Consider the following 15,945-nt stretch of genomic DNA (forward strand, 5'->3'; position numbering starts at 1 on the left):
AGCGCTTGATCCCAGCGCGCCGCGGCTCGCCCGACACATCGCCGACCCGCCCAGACGACGAACACGCCAGACCGAAACCATGCCGGCTCCTTTCATAAGGAGACAAGCATGTTAGCGCCTATGCCCTATCCCTCCCCCGCTGGGCGGGGGAGGGGACTTCAGCCCCATTCCCCGTGGTCATAGGCCGGTGCCCGCCCGCGTGCTGGACTTCCGTGCGGGTTTACCTCAGCCGTTCGAAGAGGTATCAACGGATAAGAGCCCGTCAGGGGCCGGTCCGCGCAGGCCATCCCCTCGCGGGTCATCGTCGCGGCAGTGGGGGAGTGGCGGCCGATGTTCTTCGAATGCTCGCGGCTGATCGACGGCAACCAGCCGCGTCTGTCCAACGGCGTCACCGTGACCGATGTGGACGGTGACGGGGCATTCGAACTGGTGGTCACGGGCTACGCCACCAACAACCTCGTTCTCAAATGGGATGGTTCCCGGCTGGTGGACATTGCCGGGCCGCTGCTGGCCGACGCCTCGGGCTGCGCGGTCGCCATCGCCGCCGCCGACGTGGACGGCGACGGGCGGGAGGAGTTGTACGTCCTGAACTCCGACCGGGCGAGCGGGCCGAAGGAGATGGGCGACCGGCTGTTCGCCTGCTTCGGGAAGCATTGGCTCGACCTCCTGGCCCAGCCGGAGAACTCCGGCATGGCGAATCGCGTGGCCGGTCGGTCGGTGATCGCCATGGACCGGCATGGACACGGGCGCTACGGATTTGTCGTGGCGGCGGACGGCGGTCCCTTCCGCCTGTTCGAGCTGAGCCGCCGCGGGCGGCTGGAGGACGCGGCGGAGGAGGCCGGCATCGACCTGATCGGCGCCGGGCGCGGCTTGCTCGCCCTGCCATTCCTGTCCGACCGCGTGGACCTGTTCGCCTGCAACGAGGGCGGGCCGAATTTTCTGTTCCGCAACCTGAGCGACGGAAGCTTCGAGGAGATCGCCGAGGAGCGGGGCGTCGCCGATTCGCGCTTTTCCGGGCGGGCGGTTGCCGCGGTGGACGGGCCGGGCTATGGCGGATTCGGGCTGCTGGTCGGCGCCTGGGAAGGACCGCAACGCCTTTTCGTCCAGCGCTCCGGCGGTGGTTTCGTGGACGAGGCCGATCCCGAAATGTCCTTTCCGGGCCGCGTGTCCAGCGTGATCGCCGCCGACTTCGACAACGACGGCTATGAGGAACTGTTCTTCAACCTGCATGGCGAGCCGAACCGCCTGTTCGCTTGGCGCGAGGACCGTTGGCAGTCCATCGATCTCGGCGACGCGCTGGAGCCGAAGGGGCTGGGAACCGGGGCCACGGTGGCCGACATCGACGGCGACGGGCGGCTGGAACTCCTCGTCGCGCATGGCGGTGGAGTGGGCGGTGAATGGGGCGGCGGATCGCCGCAGCCCCTGTCGTTGTACCGCACGGCGGCGAATCACAACGGGTGGCTGCGCGTGCTGCCGCTGACCCCCTACGGCGCGCCGGCCCGCGGCGCCATCGTCACCTGCACGGCCAACGGGCGGCGGCAGCGCCGCTCCGTCTGCGCGGGCTCGGGCTATCTCTGCCAGATGGAGCCGGTGGCCCATTTCGGGCTGGGCAGCGCCCGGTCGGTGGAACGGCTGGAAGTGCGCTGGCCGGACGGCATGACGGCCATCATCGACAACCCGCCCACGGGCCGGCTTATGACCGTTCCCTACCCGCCGGAGTGAGGGGGCGGCCTCGTTCCTCCCCCTTGATCCGGGTGCGACGGACGGTTGAGCTGAATCATATTTCCGTCCGGCAACGAATTTAATCTTTTGTATAACCCGTGGGGTCTTTACTTTGCGGCGTCCGCCGGTGCCCGACGGGATCGTGCGGATGGGGAGATGTACGCCCTGTAATCGAACGCGAACCAATAAGGGGGCGCCGGGCTCTGGGCCCGCGACCGCAGGCACATGGCACACAGCGATGTTCTCAGCCCCGGCCCCCGCGACCGGACGCTGACCGGGGTCGAGCGGTTCTTCGACGCCGACGAGGTGATCGTTTCGAAGACCGACCTCAAGGGCCGGATCACCTACGCCAACCGGGTGTTCCAGCGCGTGGCCGGCTACAGCGAGGCGGAGTTGATGGGCGCTCCGCACTCCATCGTCCGCCATCCGGACATGCCGCGCTGCGTGTTCAAGCTGCTGTGGGACACGCTGGGGGCGGGGCAGGAGATATTCGCCTACGTCGTGAACCGGGCGCGCAACGGCGACCATTACTGGGTGTTCGCTCACGTCACCCCCAGCTACGACGTCAACGGTCAGCTCATCGGTTACCACTCCTCGCGCCGGGTTCCGGACCGCGGCGCGATCGACAAGGTGGTTCCGCTCTACCGCACGCTTCTGGACATCGAAAACCGCCACGAAGACCGCAAGCAGGGCATGAACGAAGCCTTCGCCACCGTCGTCGGGCTGCTGACGGAGAAGGGGATCGGGTATGACGAATTCGTCTTCTCTCTCTAAGGCGTTCGGGCTGGGGGCGGTTGCCGCGCTGCTCGTCGCAGCGCTGCTGGTGACCGATTCGCTGGAGATCGGTGGTGCGGCGCTGCGCATCGGGATCGGGGCCGCCGCCCTGGCCGCCCTGGTCGGCGTCATGCTGTGCATGGTGCGCGCCCGCGCCGCGGTGGGGCAGGCGGTCGCCGTCTGCCGGGCGGTGTCGCGCGGCGACTTCGAGGCGCGGGTGGTCAATGTGCGGGAGCGCGGCGACCTGGGCGAGCTGATGCACGCGCTGAACGACTCGATCGACCGGACCGACGCCTTCATCCGCGAGGCCGCCGCCTCGATGAGCTACGTGTCGGCCAACAAGTATTTCCGGCGGATCGTGCTGAAGGGAATGCAGGGCAACTTCCTGCACGCATCGCGCACCATCAACACCGCCACCGACGCCATCGCCACGAAGGTGAAGGGATTCGCCGGTGTGACGGACCGGTTCGAGACGCAGATCCGTGCGGTGTGCGAGCAGGTGTCCGGCACCGCCCACCAGTTGGAGATGTCCGCCCGCGACATGGAGACGGACGCCCAGACCGCCACCGGCAAGGCGTCTTCCGTGGCCGCCGCGGCGTCGCAGACCGGCTCCAACGTCGGCAGCGTGGCCGCCGCGACGGAGGAGCTGTCCGCCTCCATCCGCGAGATCGCCCGTCAGGTGGAGGAGGTCGCCAAGGTCGCCGCCAGCGCGGCGGGCGAGGCCGAGCGCTCCAACGCCCTGATCGCAGAATTGTCGGGGGCCGCCAAGACGGTGGGGGAGGTGGTGACCCTCATCAACGACATCGCCAGCCAGACCAACCTGCTGGCTCTGAACGCGACCATCGAGGCGGCGCGCGCGGGCGAGGCCGGCAAGGGCTTCGCCGTGGTGGCGCAGGAGGTCAAGCGGCTGGCCGACCAGACCGCCAAGGCCACCGGCGACATCGCCGGGCAGATCGCCGGCATCCAGTCCTCCACCGACGTCGCCGTCGCCTCCATCGTCGGCATCGGCCAGACCATCCAGGACATCAACCAGATCGCCGGTGGCATCGCCGCGGGCATCGGGCAGCAGGGATCGGCGATTCGCGAGATCGTCTGCAACATGGATCAGGCCGCCGCCGGCACCCGCGCCGTCACCGCGGACATCCAGGACGTCACCACCGCCGCCGAGCGCACCAGCGGCACGGCCCATGCGGTCTTCGCCGCGTCGGAGCAGATGAGCGTCCAGGCCGACCGGCTGACCCGCGAGGTGCAGCTTTTCCTCGACGAAATGCACAAGGTCGCCTGACGCGGCCCTGTGCATTGCTCTTGTGCATTTCGGGCCGCTTTGCCCGAAAAACCGCACTTGCCTAAAAGGCGGGCGTTGATTAGACGCCGCGCATTTGCTTGTATCTCAAGCAATGCCGAGGCGGCGGATCGGGGGATGCGACCTTTTGCCTCATTTTTTAAGAGAAACCGGTGTTTTTGTTGCGGTGCACACGACGCACGGGGTGCGGTGCGGCAAGAGCGGTGGTGACTGTGATTGTTCGGACTCCAACATGACGCCGAATTCATCACAATTTCCGATCTGAAATCTCAAAAACGTTGTGGTTAATCCCGGCTCGCCGCGCGCAAATGCAGGCGTTCCGCGCCTTTGCGCGTCCCGATGGTTCCGGCCGGGCGTTTGGCACAGCGTTTGATGGTTGGACGTCTAAAAATAATATCCCCCCAAACTCACAGAGGTGCTCGGGATGAGCGTGGCCGGAAACGAACTGTTCGAGCTTTCCCGGGGCGTCCTGGACGTCGCCTCCCGGAAGGTGTCTTTGATCGAGGACATCACCCGCCGCACCAAGATGCTGGCGATGAACGCGCTGATCGAGGCATCGCGGGCCGGCGACGCGGGGCGGGGCTTCGCGGTGGTCGCCAACGAGGTCTCCGAGATCTCCAAGCAGGTGAACACCATCACCAAGGAACTGCGGTCGGAGATCGTGTCCCGCGTCGATCACCTGACCACCACCGGCAGCGCCATGGTGCAGGAGATGCACGGGCGGCGTCTGGCCGACCTGTCGCTGAACATGATCGAGATCATCGACCGGAACCTGTACGAGCGGTCCTGCGACGTGCGCTGGTGGGCGACCGACAGCGCGGTGGTGGACTGCGCCGCCGATCCGACGGAGGAGAACCGCCGCCACGCCTCGCACCGGCTGGGCGTGATCCTTGAGTCCTACACCGTCTATCTGGATCTCTGGATCGCCGACCTGAAGGGGGAGGTGATCGCCACGGGCCGCCCGGGCCGCTATCCCGGCGCCCAGGGCGCCCGCGTGGGCGAGGAGGCGTGGTTCCGTCAGGCGCTGGCCACCCGCAACGGCGGCGAATTCACGGTGGGCGACGTGGCCCGCAACGGGCGGCTGGAGGACCGGGTGGTCGCCACCTACGCCACGGCCATCCGGCGCGACGGCGAGACGGACGGCGACCCCATCGGCGTGCTGGGCATCTTCTTCGATTGGGAGCCGCAGGCCGCCGCCGTCGTCCAGGGCGTCCGGCTGGAGGAGGAGGAGCGCTCCCGCTCGCGCTGCCTCCTGCTCGACGCGCGGCACCGGGTGATCGCGTCGTCGGACGGGCGCGGCATCCTGGGCGAGACGGTCCAGCTCCGCCGCAACGGGGAGAGCATGGGCCATTACACCGACGCCGCCGGGCGCACCTACGGCTATGCCCTGACGCCGGGCTACGAGACCTACAAGGGGCTGGGCTGGTACGGGGTGATCGTGCAGGACCCGGACCCGCGCCAGCCCTGAGGCGGCGGGGCCGGGCTTCACGGGGCCGGGCTTCACGGGTAAGGCTGGCATTCCGACCCTGCTCTGGTCATCGCGGCGGGTTTGCATAGACTTTGGACCTGCCGCGTTGCTGGAGAGTTGCATGTCGTCCACCGCCCGCCGTCTTTACGTCCGCCGCGACACCTTCCCCATCGCGGGGACCTTCCGCATATCGCGCGGCGCCAAGACCGAGGCCGAGGTCGTGGTGGCCGAGGTGGTGGAATCCTGCAAGCGGGGCCGCGGGGAATGTGTGCCCTACGCGCGCTACGGGGAATCGCTGGACGAGACCGTCAAGACGCTGGAATCCCTGGCCGGGGCGGTGGCGGACGGGCTGGACCGCGAGCGGCTGCGCACCCTCCTGCCGCCGGGGGCGGCGCGCAACGCGCTGGACTGCGCGCTGTGGGACCTGGAGGCCAAACAGGCGGGCAAACCGGCCTGGAGGCTGGCCGGGCTGCCCGACGCCCCGAAGAAGCTGACCACCTGCTACACGCTGAGCGTGGACGAGCCCGCCGCCATGGCCGCCTCCGCCAAGGCGCGCGCGGCGGACCACCCGCTGCTGAAGATGAAGCTGACCGGGGAGGGCGACCTCGACCGCGTGCGCGCGGTGCGCGAGGCCGCTCCCGCCACCCGCCTGATCGTCGATGCCAACGAAGCCTGGACGCTGGAGATGCTCCACCGCTTCGCCCCGGTGCTGGCCGATCTGGGCGTGGAACTGATCGAGCAGCCTCTGCCCGCCGGCCAGGACGAGTCCCTGCGCGGCATCGACTGCCCGGTGCCGCTGGGCGCCGACGAATCCTGCCACGGGCTGGACTCGCTGGACCGGCTGAAGGGTATCTACCGGGTGGTGAACATCAAGCTGGACAAGACCGGCGGCCTGACCGAAGCGCTGATGCTGAAGCAGGCGGCGCAGGAGGCCGGGTTCGACATCATGGTCGGCTGCATGGTTGCCACCTCCCTCGCCATGGCGCCCGCCGTCCTGGTGGCGCAGGGCGCGCGCTACGTCGATCTCGACGGGCCGCTGCTGCTGGCCGAGGACCGCACGCCGGCCCTGCATTACGAAGGCGGCACGCTGTGCCCGCCCGCTCCCGAACTCTGGGGTTGATGGCCCCGCCCTATCGGCCAGCCGAACGCGACCGCCCGCCGAACGTGACCGCCCCAGGGAATGGACGAATGACCATCGACGTCGCGCGCGCCCGCGCGGAGACACCGGGGACCCGGCACGTCGCCCACTTCAACAACGCCGGGGCCGCCCTGCCGCCGCAGCCGGTGCTGGACGCGGTCACCGCCCATCTGGCGCTGGAGGCCACCATCGGCGGCTATGAGGCGGCGGAGCGCGCCGATGACCGGCTGGAGGGCGTCTACGATTCCGTGGCCCGTCTGCTCGCCTGCTCGCGCGAGGAGGTGGCTCTGGCGGAAAGCGCCACGGCGGCCTGGGGCATGGCTTTCAACGCTCTGGCGTCGCTGCCGGGGGAGGGATTCCGCCCCGGCGACCGCATCCTGACCGCGCGCGCCGAATACGCCGCCAACCTGATCCCCTTCCTGCAAACGGCCCGGCGCACCGGCGCGGTGGTGGAGGTGATCCCCAGCGACGAGACCGGCCAGACCTCCGTCGCGGCTTTGGAAGCGATGATCGGGGAACAGGGGAAGGGTCCCGTCCGGCTGATCGCCATCACCCACATCCCGACCAACGGCGGGCTGGTCAACCCCGCTTCGGCCATCGGGCGGGTGGCGCGCCGGCACGGCATTCCCTATCTGCTCGACGCCTGCCAGACGGTGGGCCAGATGCCGGTGGATGTGGAGGAACTCGGCTGCGACTTCCTGTCGGCGACCGGGCGCAAGTTCCTGCGGGCGCCGCGGGGCACCGGCTTCCTCTATGTCCGCAAACACTGGCTGGACCGCATCGAGCCGCACACGCTGGACCACAGCGGCGCCGCCCTGACCGGGCCGGACCGCTACGCCATGCGTCCCGACGCCCGCCGGTTCGAACTGTGGGAAAGCAACACCGCCGCCCGGCTGGGGTTGGGGGTGGCGGTGGATTACGCGCTGTCCTGGGGGCTGGAGGCGATCCGCGACCGCGCCTTTGCCCTCGCCGACACGCTGAGGCGCCGCTTGGCGGAGATTCCCGACGTGACGGTGCGCGATCTCGGGGCGGAGCGCTGCGCCATCGTCACCTTCACGGTGGATGGCCACGCGCCGCGGGCGATCAAGGCCGCGCTGGCGGGCCAGGGGATCAACCTGTCGGTGTCCTCCGCGCCCTCGACCCCCTTCGACATGGAGGCCCGCGGGCTTACCGAGGTCGTCCGCGCGTCCCCCCACTACTACAACGACGAGGGCGAGGTTGAACGACTTCTGGCGGCGGTGAAGGCGCTTTAAGCGGTCAAAGGCTGTAGGGGCTACAGCACCGACTCCACAACCGCCGCCACCCCGTCCGCGTAGCGGTCCCAGGTCATCCCGGCCAGGAAGGCCGCGCCCGCCCGCCCGATGGCCGCGGCCCGGTCGCGGTCGGCCCACAGGCTTTCCAGCGCCTCCACGATCTCCTCGACATCGCTTTCGCCCCAGCCTTCGGTGCCGAAGGCGGTTCGGATGGCGGTCTGCCGGGTCAGCGGAACGCAGGTGTCCGCCCCGATCAGGTCGAGATGCCCGGTGTTGGCCGACAGGACGGCGGGAACGCCGCAGGCCATGCATTCCATGGCGACGAGGTTGGTTCCGCCCTCGCCGCGGTTGGGGAACAGGCCGACGTCCACCTCGCGCAGAATGCGGGCCATGTCGGCGTTGGGCACGGGGCCGAGATCCATCACCTGATCGGTCCGCAAGCCGTTGGCGATGGCCCAGGCGGCGCCGTCGAACTGCCCGTTCTCGCGGAAGCGCACGGGCGCCACGGCGGGGTTGGCCTCCAGCGAACGGGCGCTCTCCGGCCAGGGGTTGTGCCAGGCGGTCAGCAGAAGCGCCTCCGGGTGGCGCTCCGCGAAGGCGCGGAAGCCGAGCAGGGCGAGGTCCTGGCCCTTGCGGAATTCCGGCTTGCCACCGGAGAAGACGACGAAGCGGTCCTTGAACCAGCCGACCTTGGGCGCCGGGTGGAAATGGGTGGGATCGACGCCCTGCAGCACCGTCCGCACCCGCCCGATGCCGGCCCCGGTCAGCACCCGCTCGACGAAGCTGGAGCCGGCGACGATGGCCGCGCATTGCTCCGCCCGCGCCCGGCCCTCCGCGTCGATGGCGGTGTCCTCCAGATAGCAGACGCCGACCGTGGGCTGGCCGCGCAGGGTCACGCCCTCCACCGACCGGCTGCCGACGAGGTTGTTGCCGAGCCCACGCAGCACCGGCACCGACACCCCGACCTCCTGCCCCGCATGGGGTGCGATCTGCTGGCAGAGCGCCTCGGACTCGCGGAAGAAGCCGGCCATGCGCTGCCACTCCAGCGGGGAGAGCGCGATGTCCTCCAGCCGAAGCGGCAGCGAGCAGACCGGCACGAACCGCCCGCTGCGCGTCCAGCTCAGCGCCAGTTGCAGCCCGTTGACCCCCCATCCGCTGTAGCTGGACAGGCCCCACTGGATGACGGCGGGCTGGGCGTTGGGCATGAGCTTCCTTCAGACTGTTTATCCCTCTCCCGCCCCGGGAGAGGGGGCCCGCGAAGCGGGCGGGTGAGGGTACGGCCAAGGATCGAGTGCCGACCCGTTGCCGGTACCCTCACCCTCCCACGCTTCGCGCGGGTCCCTCCCTCTCCCGGGGCGGGAGAGGGGAAAGATGCGCAATGTGCGGAGTTTACACCCGCCGTGCCGTGGGGGAAACGTCGCCCATGGAGTCGGACACCGGGGCGTAGGGTTCGTCCATCAATCCCTCGACCTTGGCGGCCATGATGAAGTCGTTCGGGTGGAGACCCTTGATCTTGTGCGTCCAGAAGGTGACGGTGCAATGGCCCCAGCCGTAGAGGATCTCGGCGTGGTGGCCCTCCGCCTCGCACAGGTCGCCGACGCGCATCGCGAAATGCTGGGCCTCGCGGAAGTCGGAGAAGCGGTAATCGCGCTCCAGCCGGTCGGGGTCCGGCTTGATCGTCCAACCGGGCACCTGCACCAGATAGCTTTCCGCCATGGCGCGGTCCATCGGGGGAATGCCGCCGCGGCAGGGTTCGCAGCTTTTGCCGGCCAGTTCCTGTTGTGCAGCCATGTCGCGCCCTCCCGTGTTGTTCGTCTCGTGTCCCTGCTCTGAACAATGCTGGGGCCGCAAGCTCCCGACGGCAAGCCTTTCGGAAAACAATGGGCCTCTCGACACGCAATGAAAGCGCAAAGCATGACGGACCTGCCCTTCGCCGACTATCAGCAGCCCACGAAGACCGCCGCCGGTCCGCGCCTCGCCATCGTGGGGGAGGCGCCGGGGGCGGAGGAGGCCCGGCGGGGCGTGCCCTTCGTCGGGCGCAGCGGCCAACTGTTGGACGAGACGCTGAAGGCCGTGGGGGTGGAGCGCGCGGAATGCCTCGTCGCCAACGTCTTCCGTTTCCAGCCGCCGGGCAACAAGGTGGGGCATTTCTTCGCCTCCCGCACCCGCGCGAAGAAGGAGGGGCGGGCGCTGAACGAGCGCTGGGGGCCGTTCGGAACCTCCGACTGGGTGCTGGCGGACTTCTCCGGCGAGATCGAGCATCTGCAACAGACACTGGAGGTTTTCGGTCCACGCGTCATCGTCGCACTGGGCCGCACGCCGCTGTGGGCGCTGACCGGGCTGAACGGCATCATGCAGTTGCGCGGCACGGTCCAGCCCTGCCGCCTCGTGCCGGGGGCGGAGGTGGTGGCGACCTTCCACCCCAGCTACATCCTGCGCGGCCAGCTCGCCGAACAGCCGACCTTCCTGGCCGACCTGAAGCTGGCCGTGTCGCGATTGGCCTCCTGAGCTTACGCCCGCTCCGCGGCCTCCGCCAGACCGAGGAAGGCGGGAAGCTCGTGGGTGATGACGTAGGTCGGGACGGGGGCCAGATAGTCGCGCATCCGCCCCTTCTCCATGAAGCGCTTGCGGAAGCGGGAGTGGGTGAACAGGCTGCCCAGCTTCGGCACGATGCCGCCCGCGATGTAGATGCCGCCGCGCGCGCCCAGCGTCAGGGCGAGGTTGCCCGCCACGGTGCCGAGCATCGCGCAGAACATCTCCACCGCCTCCACGCAATGGGGGTTGGTGTTGGCCGTCGCCGCGTCCGACACCTGGGCGGGGGTGAAGGGCTCCGGCTCCTGGTGGTCGAGGATGCACAGCGCCTGATAAAGGTTGACCAGACCCGGCCCCGACAGCACCCGCTCCGCCGACACATGGTCGAAGCTCTTGCGGAGCTGGGCCAGGACGGCGCTCTCGCGGTCGCTGACCGGGGCCATGGTGACGTGGCCGCCCTCCGCCGCCAGCGCGGTCCAGCCCTGCGGGCCGGGGACCAGCCCCGACACGCCCAATCCGCTGCCCGGCCCGATCACCCCGACGACGCGGCCCGGCTCCGGCGCTCCCTCGCCCACCTGACGCAGGTCGGCGGACGTGAGGCGGGGCACCGACAGGGCCACGGCGGTGAAGTCGTTGATGACGGCCAGCCGTTCCAGCCCCAGCTTGCCGCGCACATCCGCCGTGGAGAAGGACCAGCCGCGGTTGGTCATCAGCACCGCGTCCCCGGTTACCGGCCCGGCGATGGCGAAGGCGCCCCGGCTGGGCCGGGCGTCCGGCGCCATGCCGCCCAGATAGGCCAGCGCCGCCGCCTCCAGCGACGGGAAATCGGCGCAGCGCAGAACGCGCGTGCCGTGGATGCCCGTGCCGTCGATCAGGCCGAAGCGGGCGTTGGTGCCGCCGATGTCGGCGACCAGGGTGACGGGGCCGGAAGCGGCGGTGCGGTCTTTGGCGGTGCGTTCGGTGCTCATGACATCAGTTTCACCCGTACGGCGCGCGCGTCAAGGCATCCACGTAGCTTTCCCGCCACCAGCCGATGTCGTGGCTGCGCAGGATGCGCATCATCGCGGCGTGGCGCTCCTTGCGCTCGGGGAGGGACATGGTCAGGGCGCGCTGGAGCGCGTCAGCAACCGCCTCGATGTCGAAGGGATTGACGATCAGCGCCGAATCGAGTTCCCGCGCCGCCCCGGCGAAGGTGGACAGCACCAGCACGCCGGGATCGTCCGCGTCCTGGCAGGCCACATACTCCTTGGCGACGAGGTTCATGCCGTCGCGCAGCGGGGTGACCAGCCCGACATGGGCCGTGCGGTAGAATCCGGCCAGCACGCGCCGCCCGAAGCTCTTGTTCAGGTAGCGGATCGGCACCCAGTCGAATTCCGCGAAGCGCCCGTTGATGCGGCCCGACAGCTCCGACAGTTCGCGTTTGATGGCGATGTATTCCGGGACGTCCTCGCGGCTGGGCGGCGCCACCTGGAGGAAGGAGACGCGGTTGCAATGCTCCGGATAGGCCGCCAGGAGCTGCTCGAAGGCCTGGAAGCGCTGCGGCAGGCCCTTGGAATAGTCCAGCCGGTCCACCCCGATGATCAGCCGCCGCCCGACGAGGCTTTCCTTCAGCCGCTCGGTGTGGCGGGAGCGCACGGCGGTCTCGGCGATGCTCACCAGATTCTCGGTGTCGATGCTGATGGGGAAGGCGCGGGCCAGCAGCGTCCGCCCGAAGGCGTGGATCAGCATGCCGCCCTCGGGGCCGCGGTCCTCCACCTCGCCGTCCAGCTCCTGCCGGATGTAGTCGGCGAAGCTGCGCAGATCCACATGGGTGTGAAAGCCGACGAGGTCGTAGGCGCACAGCTCCCGGATCAGCTCCCGGTGGTTCGGCAGCGCCACCAGGATTTCCGGTGCGGGGAAGGGGGTGTGCAGGAAGAAGCCCATGCGCTGGGTGCAGCCGCGCTGGCGCAACTCCTCCCCGAAGGGAATCAGGTGGTAGTCGTGAACCCACACCATGTCGTCGGGGCGCAGCAGCGGGACGAGCTTTTCCGCGAAGTAGCCGTTGACCCTCTTGTAGCCTTCGCGCGTGCGGCGGCTGACCTCGATCAGGCCGACGCGGTAGTGGAACAGCGGCCACAGGGTCTGGTTGGCGAAGCCGTTGTAATATTCCTCGAAGTCGCGGCGGCTGAGGTCCAGCGTCGCGTAGGTCAGGCGTCCGACGTCGGTGCGCCGGGGCTCGCTCTGCGACTCCTCCTCGACCACCGTGCCGCTCCAGCCGAACCAGATGCCGCCGGTCTTCTTCAGCGCGGCCAGGACGGCCACGGCGAGGCCCCCGGCGGCCTGCTTGCCTTCGTCGATGGGGGCCACGCGGTTGGATACGACGACCAGTCTGCTCACGTTGACGGTTCTCCGGTGCCGGACGGCCGCGCGGAAACGCGACCGAATGGCGCGTGGCGGGGCGGACCCCGGGACGCGCAGGGACGAAACGACCGGGCGGAAAGTTGGTTCCCTATCGGTCGGATGGGTTATGCCGAAGGACCGGGGAGGGTTGGCGGGCGCGCCGCCAGCCCCAGATTGTGCGGGAGCAGGGCCGGAATTTTGTGTGCAATGCAGCATGAACGGCTGTTTGCGCTGCACTCGGGCTTTGTCTTAACTTTTCTTAAGCCATTGAATTGCATGAATAAGCATTTTCCCTCTTGATCCCTGTCGGGGGCTTCATCATATTGTGCAGTGCGGCATCGATCGTGTCTGCGATGCGGGCGGTGCCGTAACGCACTTCTTGGGCGTTTCCTCCCTAGACTCGGGCCGGGGCCTTTGCCCCGGCCTTTTTTTTGGCGCCGCTCAGCGGGGCGCAAGGGGCCCGGGCGGCAGGTGGGCGATGTTGTCCACCATCTCGTGCATGTGCCGCGTCAGGACGTTCAGGAAGGGCAGGCGCGACAGCGTGGCCTCGTCCATGTAGAGGTCGCGGCTGATTTCGATCTGGAGCGCGTGGATGCCCTGGCGCGGGCGGCCGTAATGGCGGGTGGTGTAGCCGCCGGCATAGGGCGCGTTGCGGCCCACCGTGTAGCCCAGCCCGCGCAGGAAGCGCTCCGCGGTGTCGATGACCGACGGGGCGCAGGAGTTGCCGAAGCAATCCCCCAGCACGATGTCGCTGCGCCGGTGGTCGCGGTCGCCCAGCCCCGTGGAGGGCATGGAATGGCAGTCGATCAGCACCGCGTGGCCGAAGCGGTCGCGCGTGTCCTCCACCAGCCGGCGAAGGGCGTCGTGATAGGGTGTGTAGTACCGCTCCACCCGGCGCACCGCCTCGGCGAAGCGCAGCTTGCCGCGGTAGATGTCCTCGCCGTTGGCGACCACCCGCGCGATCGTGCCCAGCCCCGCCGCGACGCGCGGCGAGCGCGTGTTGACGTAGGGAGGCAGGGAGTCGGCGAACATCTCCGGGTCCAGCTCGTAGGCCTCGCGGTTGACGTCCAGGAAGGCGCGGGGGAACAGCGCCCGGATCAGCGGCATGCCCAACGACGGGGCGCCCGCGAAGATCTCGTCGACGAAGCAGTCCTCCGACTTGCGCAGCGCGCGGGGGTCGAGACGCGCCGCGGCCAGGAACTCGTCCGGGTAGCGGTTGCCGCTGTGCGGCGAGGCCAGCACCAGCGGCTTGGTCTGTTCGTCCGGGGCCAGAAGCTCGAAGGCCGGTTCCGGTGGGGCGGCGTCGATGGAAGCATCCATGGCATGTGATGTAGTGGACATGGGCGGTTCTGTCACGCACCGTCCCGCTTGCGTCTCAACAGGTGGGAGGCCAGCGGAGTCCCGTCGGCGGGAAAAAACGGATGCGCGCCCATCGGACGGCAAAAAAGTGAAATCCAGTCTTGCCAGACCTCCGGGATGATGGTACATCCCACGCCCACGCCGGACGGGACGCAAGACGGATGCCGAACCCCGAACCGACCGGCGGCACGGATGGGCGCGTAGCTCAGCGGGAGAGCACTACGTTGACATCGTAGGGGTCACAGGTTCAATCCCTGTCGCGCCCACCATCCTCGAAGGCCGGAACCCAGACGGGTTTCCGGCCTTCGCCATGTCTGGTCCATCCTAATCTGGGCCATGGGAACGGCGTCGATGCGCCATTCCCCACCCGTTGCTGCCTCTCTCCGGACGTCCCCGTTGCCAGCTTCGTCCGGAGCGCCCGTCACGCCATCAGGTTGGCGGCGCGTGCAGAGCGTATGGCGATGTACAGGAACAGCAGCCTCTTGAAATCGGTTGCATCCCGATAGCAGGCCATCTTGAGAGCATCGAAGCAGCGCATTGCCGCCGTCGTCTTGGCGGCGTCCGGTTGCTTCCCCTGAAGCGCCGCGTACATCCGGCCGCGGGCGTTGGCGATCGCGCGCAGAACATCGAGAAGCGACGCCGGCACCGCCGGTTCCGAACCCTCCGGCATTCTGCGCTCGATCGAGTCCCACAACGCCGCCCACGAGCCCAACTGATCCGGGAAGGACTCGTCTCCTTGCTTGGTTCCCAGGAGCCGCAGCAGCAACTGGAGTTCAAGGCGCAGCAAGTCATAGCCGACGGGCCATTCTCCGAAACGGGCAAGATCAATCAATTGCGGCGGCCCCGAGGGCGGGATGATGATGTTGCGCGGATTCAGGTCGCCGTGCTGCGGAACGGTTATCGGGCTATCCAGGCCCTGATCCCGCAAACGGGCATTCCATTGGTCAACCACGGTCGTGGCGAAGAGTTCGATGGCTTCGCGGGTCGGAAAATCGGGTGGCAGAAGATCGCGCCGGGCGCACCCGTCGCGCAGGTTCAGTAGCCCTGGCAAGGCGGCGTTGAACGCCTGCACGCTCCGCGGTTCCAGAGCCATGAGCGGGCAAGGTTGAATCCGGTGGAGGTTAGCGGCAGCGCTGATGCCGAGTTCAAGCAGCGTATCCAGGGCCATACCGGATTTCGGCGTACCGGTCTTCGTCCTCTCCTCAAGTGTCGGCCCCCGCGCGGAAGCCATCACCATGTAGGAAATTCCGCCAATTTCCTTCACGTTGAAAGCGTTGTTGAGAATGCCATTGAATGCGGTCGAAGCCACGGCATCTTGCCATTTCCTGGCTTCTTCCTGTAGCAAGGTTTTATCTTTAGAAAGTTTGACGACAAGCTCCTGTTTTCCGCTTTCCTCGATGAATCGCACGACATAAGCGCCAGAATATCCGCCCGTTAGAGCTTCCACGCGCATGGCGGGCCAGCCGTTTGGTAGCAGTGCCTCCATCCGGCTTTGGCCCAGGTCGGCGGCAAGGCTGCAACCCGCGGCTGTTGTGGTGTCGATTGTAACTTTCGACCGAAGAGGCGGCGGCGGAGCCGAGCGTCCGGTTCGCTTTTCCCAAGCATCACGAGCTTGGTCGAGTTTCAATTTGAGCTTGACCTTGTTCTCAGTGTCGCCACCGTTATCCAGAAATTCGCCCTTGTAAATGAGGGCATCAACTTTTTCCGTAATCTCGGGCCGATTCGCATGATCAGAGTTGATGATCCAGATAAATCGATCAAAACGGGAATTTCGTCGTGCATTCAGAATGGCCTGGGTTCCATCCTTGACATCAGATCCCTTGTCGCCCAACGCAATGTCAAGAAGAAGAATGCAGCAATCTTCTTCGCGAATGCGATCGCTATCAATTTCTTTTAGAGCCTGTCCGGGAAGAAGTTGAATCGGATGAATCGGTTGTGATTCAAGGTAGCCTCCAAGACGGAGGCGAAGATGTGGACAGCGGAGAAGCGAGACCGCCACGATCGCAGCGGGCTGCGT

The 15,945-nt window shown here is 67.9% G+C and carries 13 protein-coding genes and 1 tRNA gene; 8 read left to right on the forward strand and 6 right to left on the reverse strand.

The features are described 5' to 3' along the window. Nucleotides 1–330 precede the first annotated feature (330 nt). The 6 genes from DS843_RS30230 (at nucleotide 331) to DS843_RS30255 (ending at nucleotide 7,658) form a co-directional block, all read left to right on the forward strand. Nucleotides 331–1,722, forward strand: a complete 1,392-nt coding sequence (locus DS843_RS30230; protein ID WP_149472520.1) for a CRTAC1 family protein — start codon at nucleotides 331–333, stop codon at nucleotides 1,720–1,722. Between the two features lie 225 nt (nucleotides 1,723–1,947). Next, entirely contained in the window at nucleotides 1,948–2,496 is a 549-nt protein-coding gene (locus DS843_RS30235) for a PAS domain-containing protein (RefSeq protein ID WP_149472521.1), read from the forward strand. Beyond that, nucleotides 2,471–3,781 carry a methyl-accepting chemotaxis protein gene (locus DS843_RS30240; RefSeq protein ID WP_149472522.1) on the forward strand — a complete coding sequence of 437 codons (1,311 nt, stop codon included), beginning with the start codon at nucleotides 2,471–2,473 and terminating at the stop codon, nucleotides 3,779–3,781. The genes DS843_RS30235 and DS843_RS30240 overlap by 26 nt, the downstream gene beginning before the upstream one ends. A 442-nt stretch (nucleotides 3,782–4,223) precedes the next feature. Continuing rightward, a complete protein-coding gene (locus DS843_RS30245; RefSeq protein WP_149472523.1) occupies nucleotides 4,224–5,267 on the forward strand; it encodes a methyl-accepting chemotaxis protein in 1,044 nt (347 codons plus the stop codon). A 121-nt stretch (nucleotides 5,268–5,388) separates the two neighbouring features. Beyond that, nucleotides 5,389–6,387 (forward strand): N-acetyl-D-Glu racemase DgcA, encoded by a 999-nt coding sequence (dgcA, locus tag DS843_RS30250; RefSeq protein ID WP_149472524.1) that lies wholly within the window; start codon nucleotides 5,389–5,391, stop codon nucleotides 6,385–6,387. Between the two features lie 68 nt (nucleotides 6,388–6,455). After that, nucleotides 6,456–7,658: an aminotransferase class V-fold PLP-dependent enzyme gene (locus DS843_RS30255; RefSeq protein ID WP_149472525.1), complete on the forward strand. Its 1,203-nt coding sequence runs from the start codon at nucleotides 6,456–6,458 to the stop codon at nucleotides 7,656–7,658. A 20-nt stretch (nucleotides 7,659–7,678) separates the two neighbouring features. On the opposite strand, the gene DS843_RS30260 is transcribed toward DS843_RS30255, so the two are convergent. Both DS843_RS30260 and DS843_RS30265 read right to left on the reverse strand, forming a co-directional pair. Further along, on the reverse strand, nucleotides 7,679–8,863 hold the full coding sequence (locus tag DS843_RS30260; protein WP_149472526.1) for a glycosyltransferase family 4 protein: 1,185 nt from the start codon (nucleotides 8,861–8,863) through the stop codon (nucleotides 7,679–7,681). A gap of 184 nt (nucleotides 8,864–9,047) precedes the next feature. Beyond that, nucleotides 9,048–9,449: a 4a-hydroxytetrahydrobiopterin dehydratase gene (locus DS843_RS30265; protein WP_149472527.1), complete on the reverse strand. Its 402-nt coding sequence runs from the start codon at nucleotides 9,447–9,449 to the stop codon at nucleotides 9,048–9,050. 123 nt (nucleotides 9,450–9,572) lie between these two features. Here DS843_RS30265 and DS843_RS30270 point away from each other — a divergent pair, with 123 nt between their 5' ends. Beyond that, on the forward strand, nucleotides 9,573–10,166 hold the full coding sequence (locus tag DS843_RS30270) for a uracil-DNA glycosylase (protein WP_286192412.1): 594 nt from the start codon (nucleotides 9,573–9,575) through the stop codon (nucleotides 10,164–10,166). A gap of 2 nt (nucleotides 10,167–10,168) precedes the next feature. On the opposite strand, the gene DS843_RS30275 is transcribed toward DS843_RS30270, so the two are convergent. The 3 genes from DS843_RS30275 to DS843_RS30285 form a co-directional block, all read right to left on the reverse strand. Beyond that, on the reverse strand, nucleotides 10,169–11,158 hold the full coding sequence (locus DS843_RS30275; protein ID WP_149472529.1) for a glucokinase: 990 nt from the start codon (nucleotides 11,156–11,158) through the stop codon (nucleotides 10,169–10,171). A gap of 10 nt (nucleotides 11,159–11,168) precedes the next feature. Then, nucleotides 11,169–12,566 carry an alpha,alpha-trehalose-phosphate synthase (UDP-forming) gene (gene otsA / locus DS843_RS30280; RefSeq protein ID WP_149472530.1) on the reverse strand — a complete coding sequence of 466 codons (1,398 nt, stop codon included), beginning with the start codon at nucleotides 12,564–12,566 and terminating at the stop codon, nucleotides 11,169–11,171. Between the two features lie 444 nt (nucleotides 12,567–13,010). Next, nucleotides 13,011–13,889 (reverse strand): N-formylglutamate amidohydrolase, encoded by an 879-nt coding sequence (locus tag DS843_RS30285; protein ID WP_149472531.1) that lies wholly within the window; start codon nucleotides 13,887–13,889, stop codon nucleotides 13,011–13,013. A gap of 233 nt (nucleotides 13,890–14,122) precedes the next feature. On the opposite strand from DS843_RS30285, the gene DS843_RS30290 reads away from it, so the two are divergent. Beyond that, a tRNA-Val gene (locus DS843_RS30290) sits at nucleotides 14,123–14,197 on the forward strand. Between the two features lie 152 nt (nucleotides 14,198–14,349). Here the strand turns inward: DS843_RS30290 and DS843_RS30295 are convergent. After that, nucleotides 14,350–15,945 (reverse strand): phosphotransferase (locus tag DS843_RS30295; RefSeq protein ID WP_149472532.1); only part of this gene is annotated, 1,596 nt, incomplete at its 5' end.

The organism is Roseomonas genomospecies 6, from assembly GCF_008365375.1.
GTDB lineage: Bacteria > Pseudomonadota > Alphaproteobacteria > Azospirillales > Azospirillaceae > Azospirillum.

Excerpts from the sequence above, each read along its gene's own strand:
- dgcA (WP_149472524.1), top strand. The coding sequence starts at position 5,389 with ATGTCGTCCACCGCCCGCCGTCTTTACGTCCGCCGCGACACCTTCCCC.
- DS843_RS30285 (WP_149472531.1), bottom strand. The coding sequence starts at position 13,889 with ATGGATGCTTCCATCGACGCCGCCCCACCGGAACCGGCCTTCGAGCTT.
- DS843_RS30235 (WP_149472521.1), top strand. The coding sequence starts at position 1,948 with ATGGCACACAGCGATGTTCTCAGCCCCGGCCCCCGCGACCGGACGCTG.
- DS843_RS30245 (WP_149472523.1), top strand. The coding sequence starts at position 4,224 with ATGAGCGTGGCCGGAAACGAACTGTTCGAGCTTTCCCGGGGCGTCCTG.
- DS843_RS30265 (WP_149472527.1), bottom strand. The coding sequence starts at position 9,449 with ATGGCTGCACAACAGGAACTGGCCGGCAAAAGCTGCGAACCCTGCCGC.
- DS843_RS30270 (WP_286192412.1), top strand. The coding sequence starts at position 9,573 with ATGACGGACCTGCCCTTCGCCGACTATCAGCAGCCCACGAAGACCGCC.
- DS843_RS30230 (WP_149472520.1), top strand. The coding sequence starts at position 331 with ATGTTCTTCGAATGCTCGCGGCTGATCGACGGCAACCAGCCGCGTCTG.
- DS843_RS30255 (WP_149472525.1), top strand. The coding sequence starts at position 6,456 with ATGACCATCGACGTCGCGCGCGCCCGCGCGGAGACACCGGGGACCCGG.
- DS843_RS30260 (WP_149472526.1), bottom strand. The coding sequence starts at position 8,863 with ATGCCCAACGCCCAGCCCGCCGTCATCCAGTGGGGCCTGTCCAGCTAC.
- DS843_RS30275 (WP_149472529.1), bottom strand. The coding sequence starts at position 11,158 with ATGAGCACCGAACGCACCGCCAAAGACCGCACCGCCGCTTCCGGCCCC.
- DS843_RS30240 (WP_149472522.1), top strand. The coding sequence starts at position 2,471 with ATGACGAATTCGTCTTCTCTCTCTAAGGCGTTCGGGCTGGGGGCGGTT.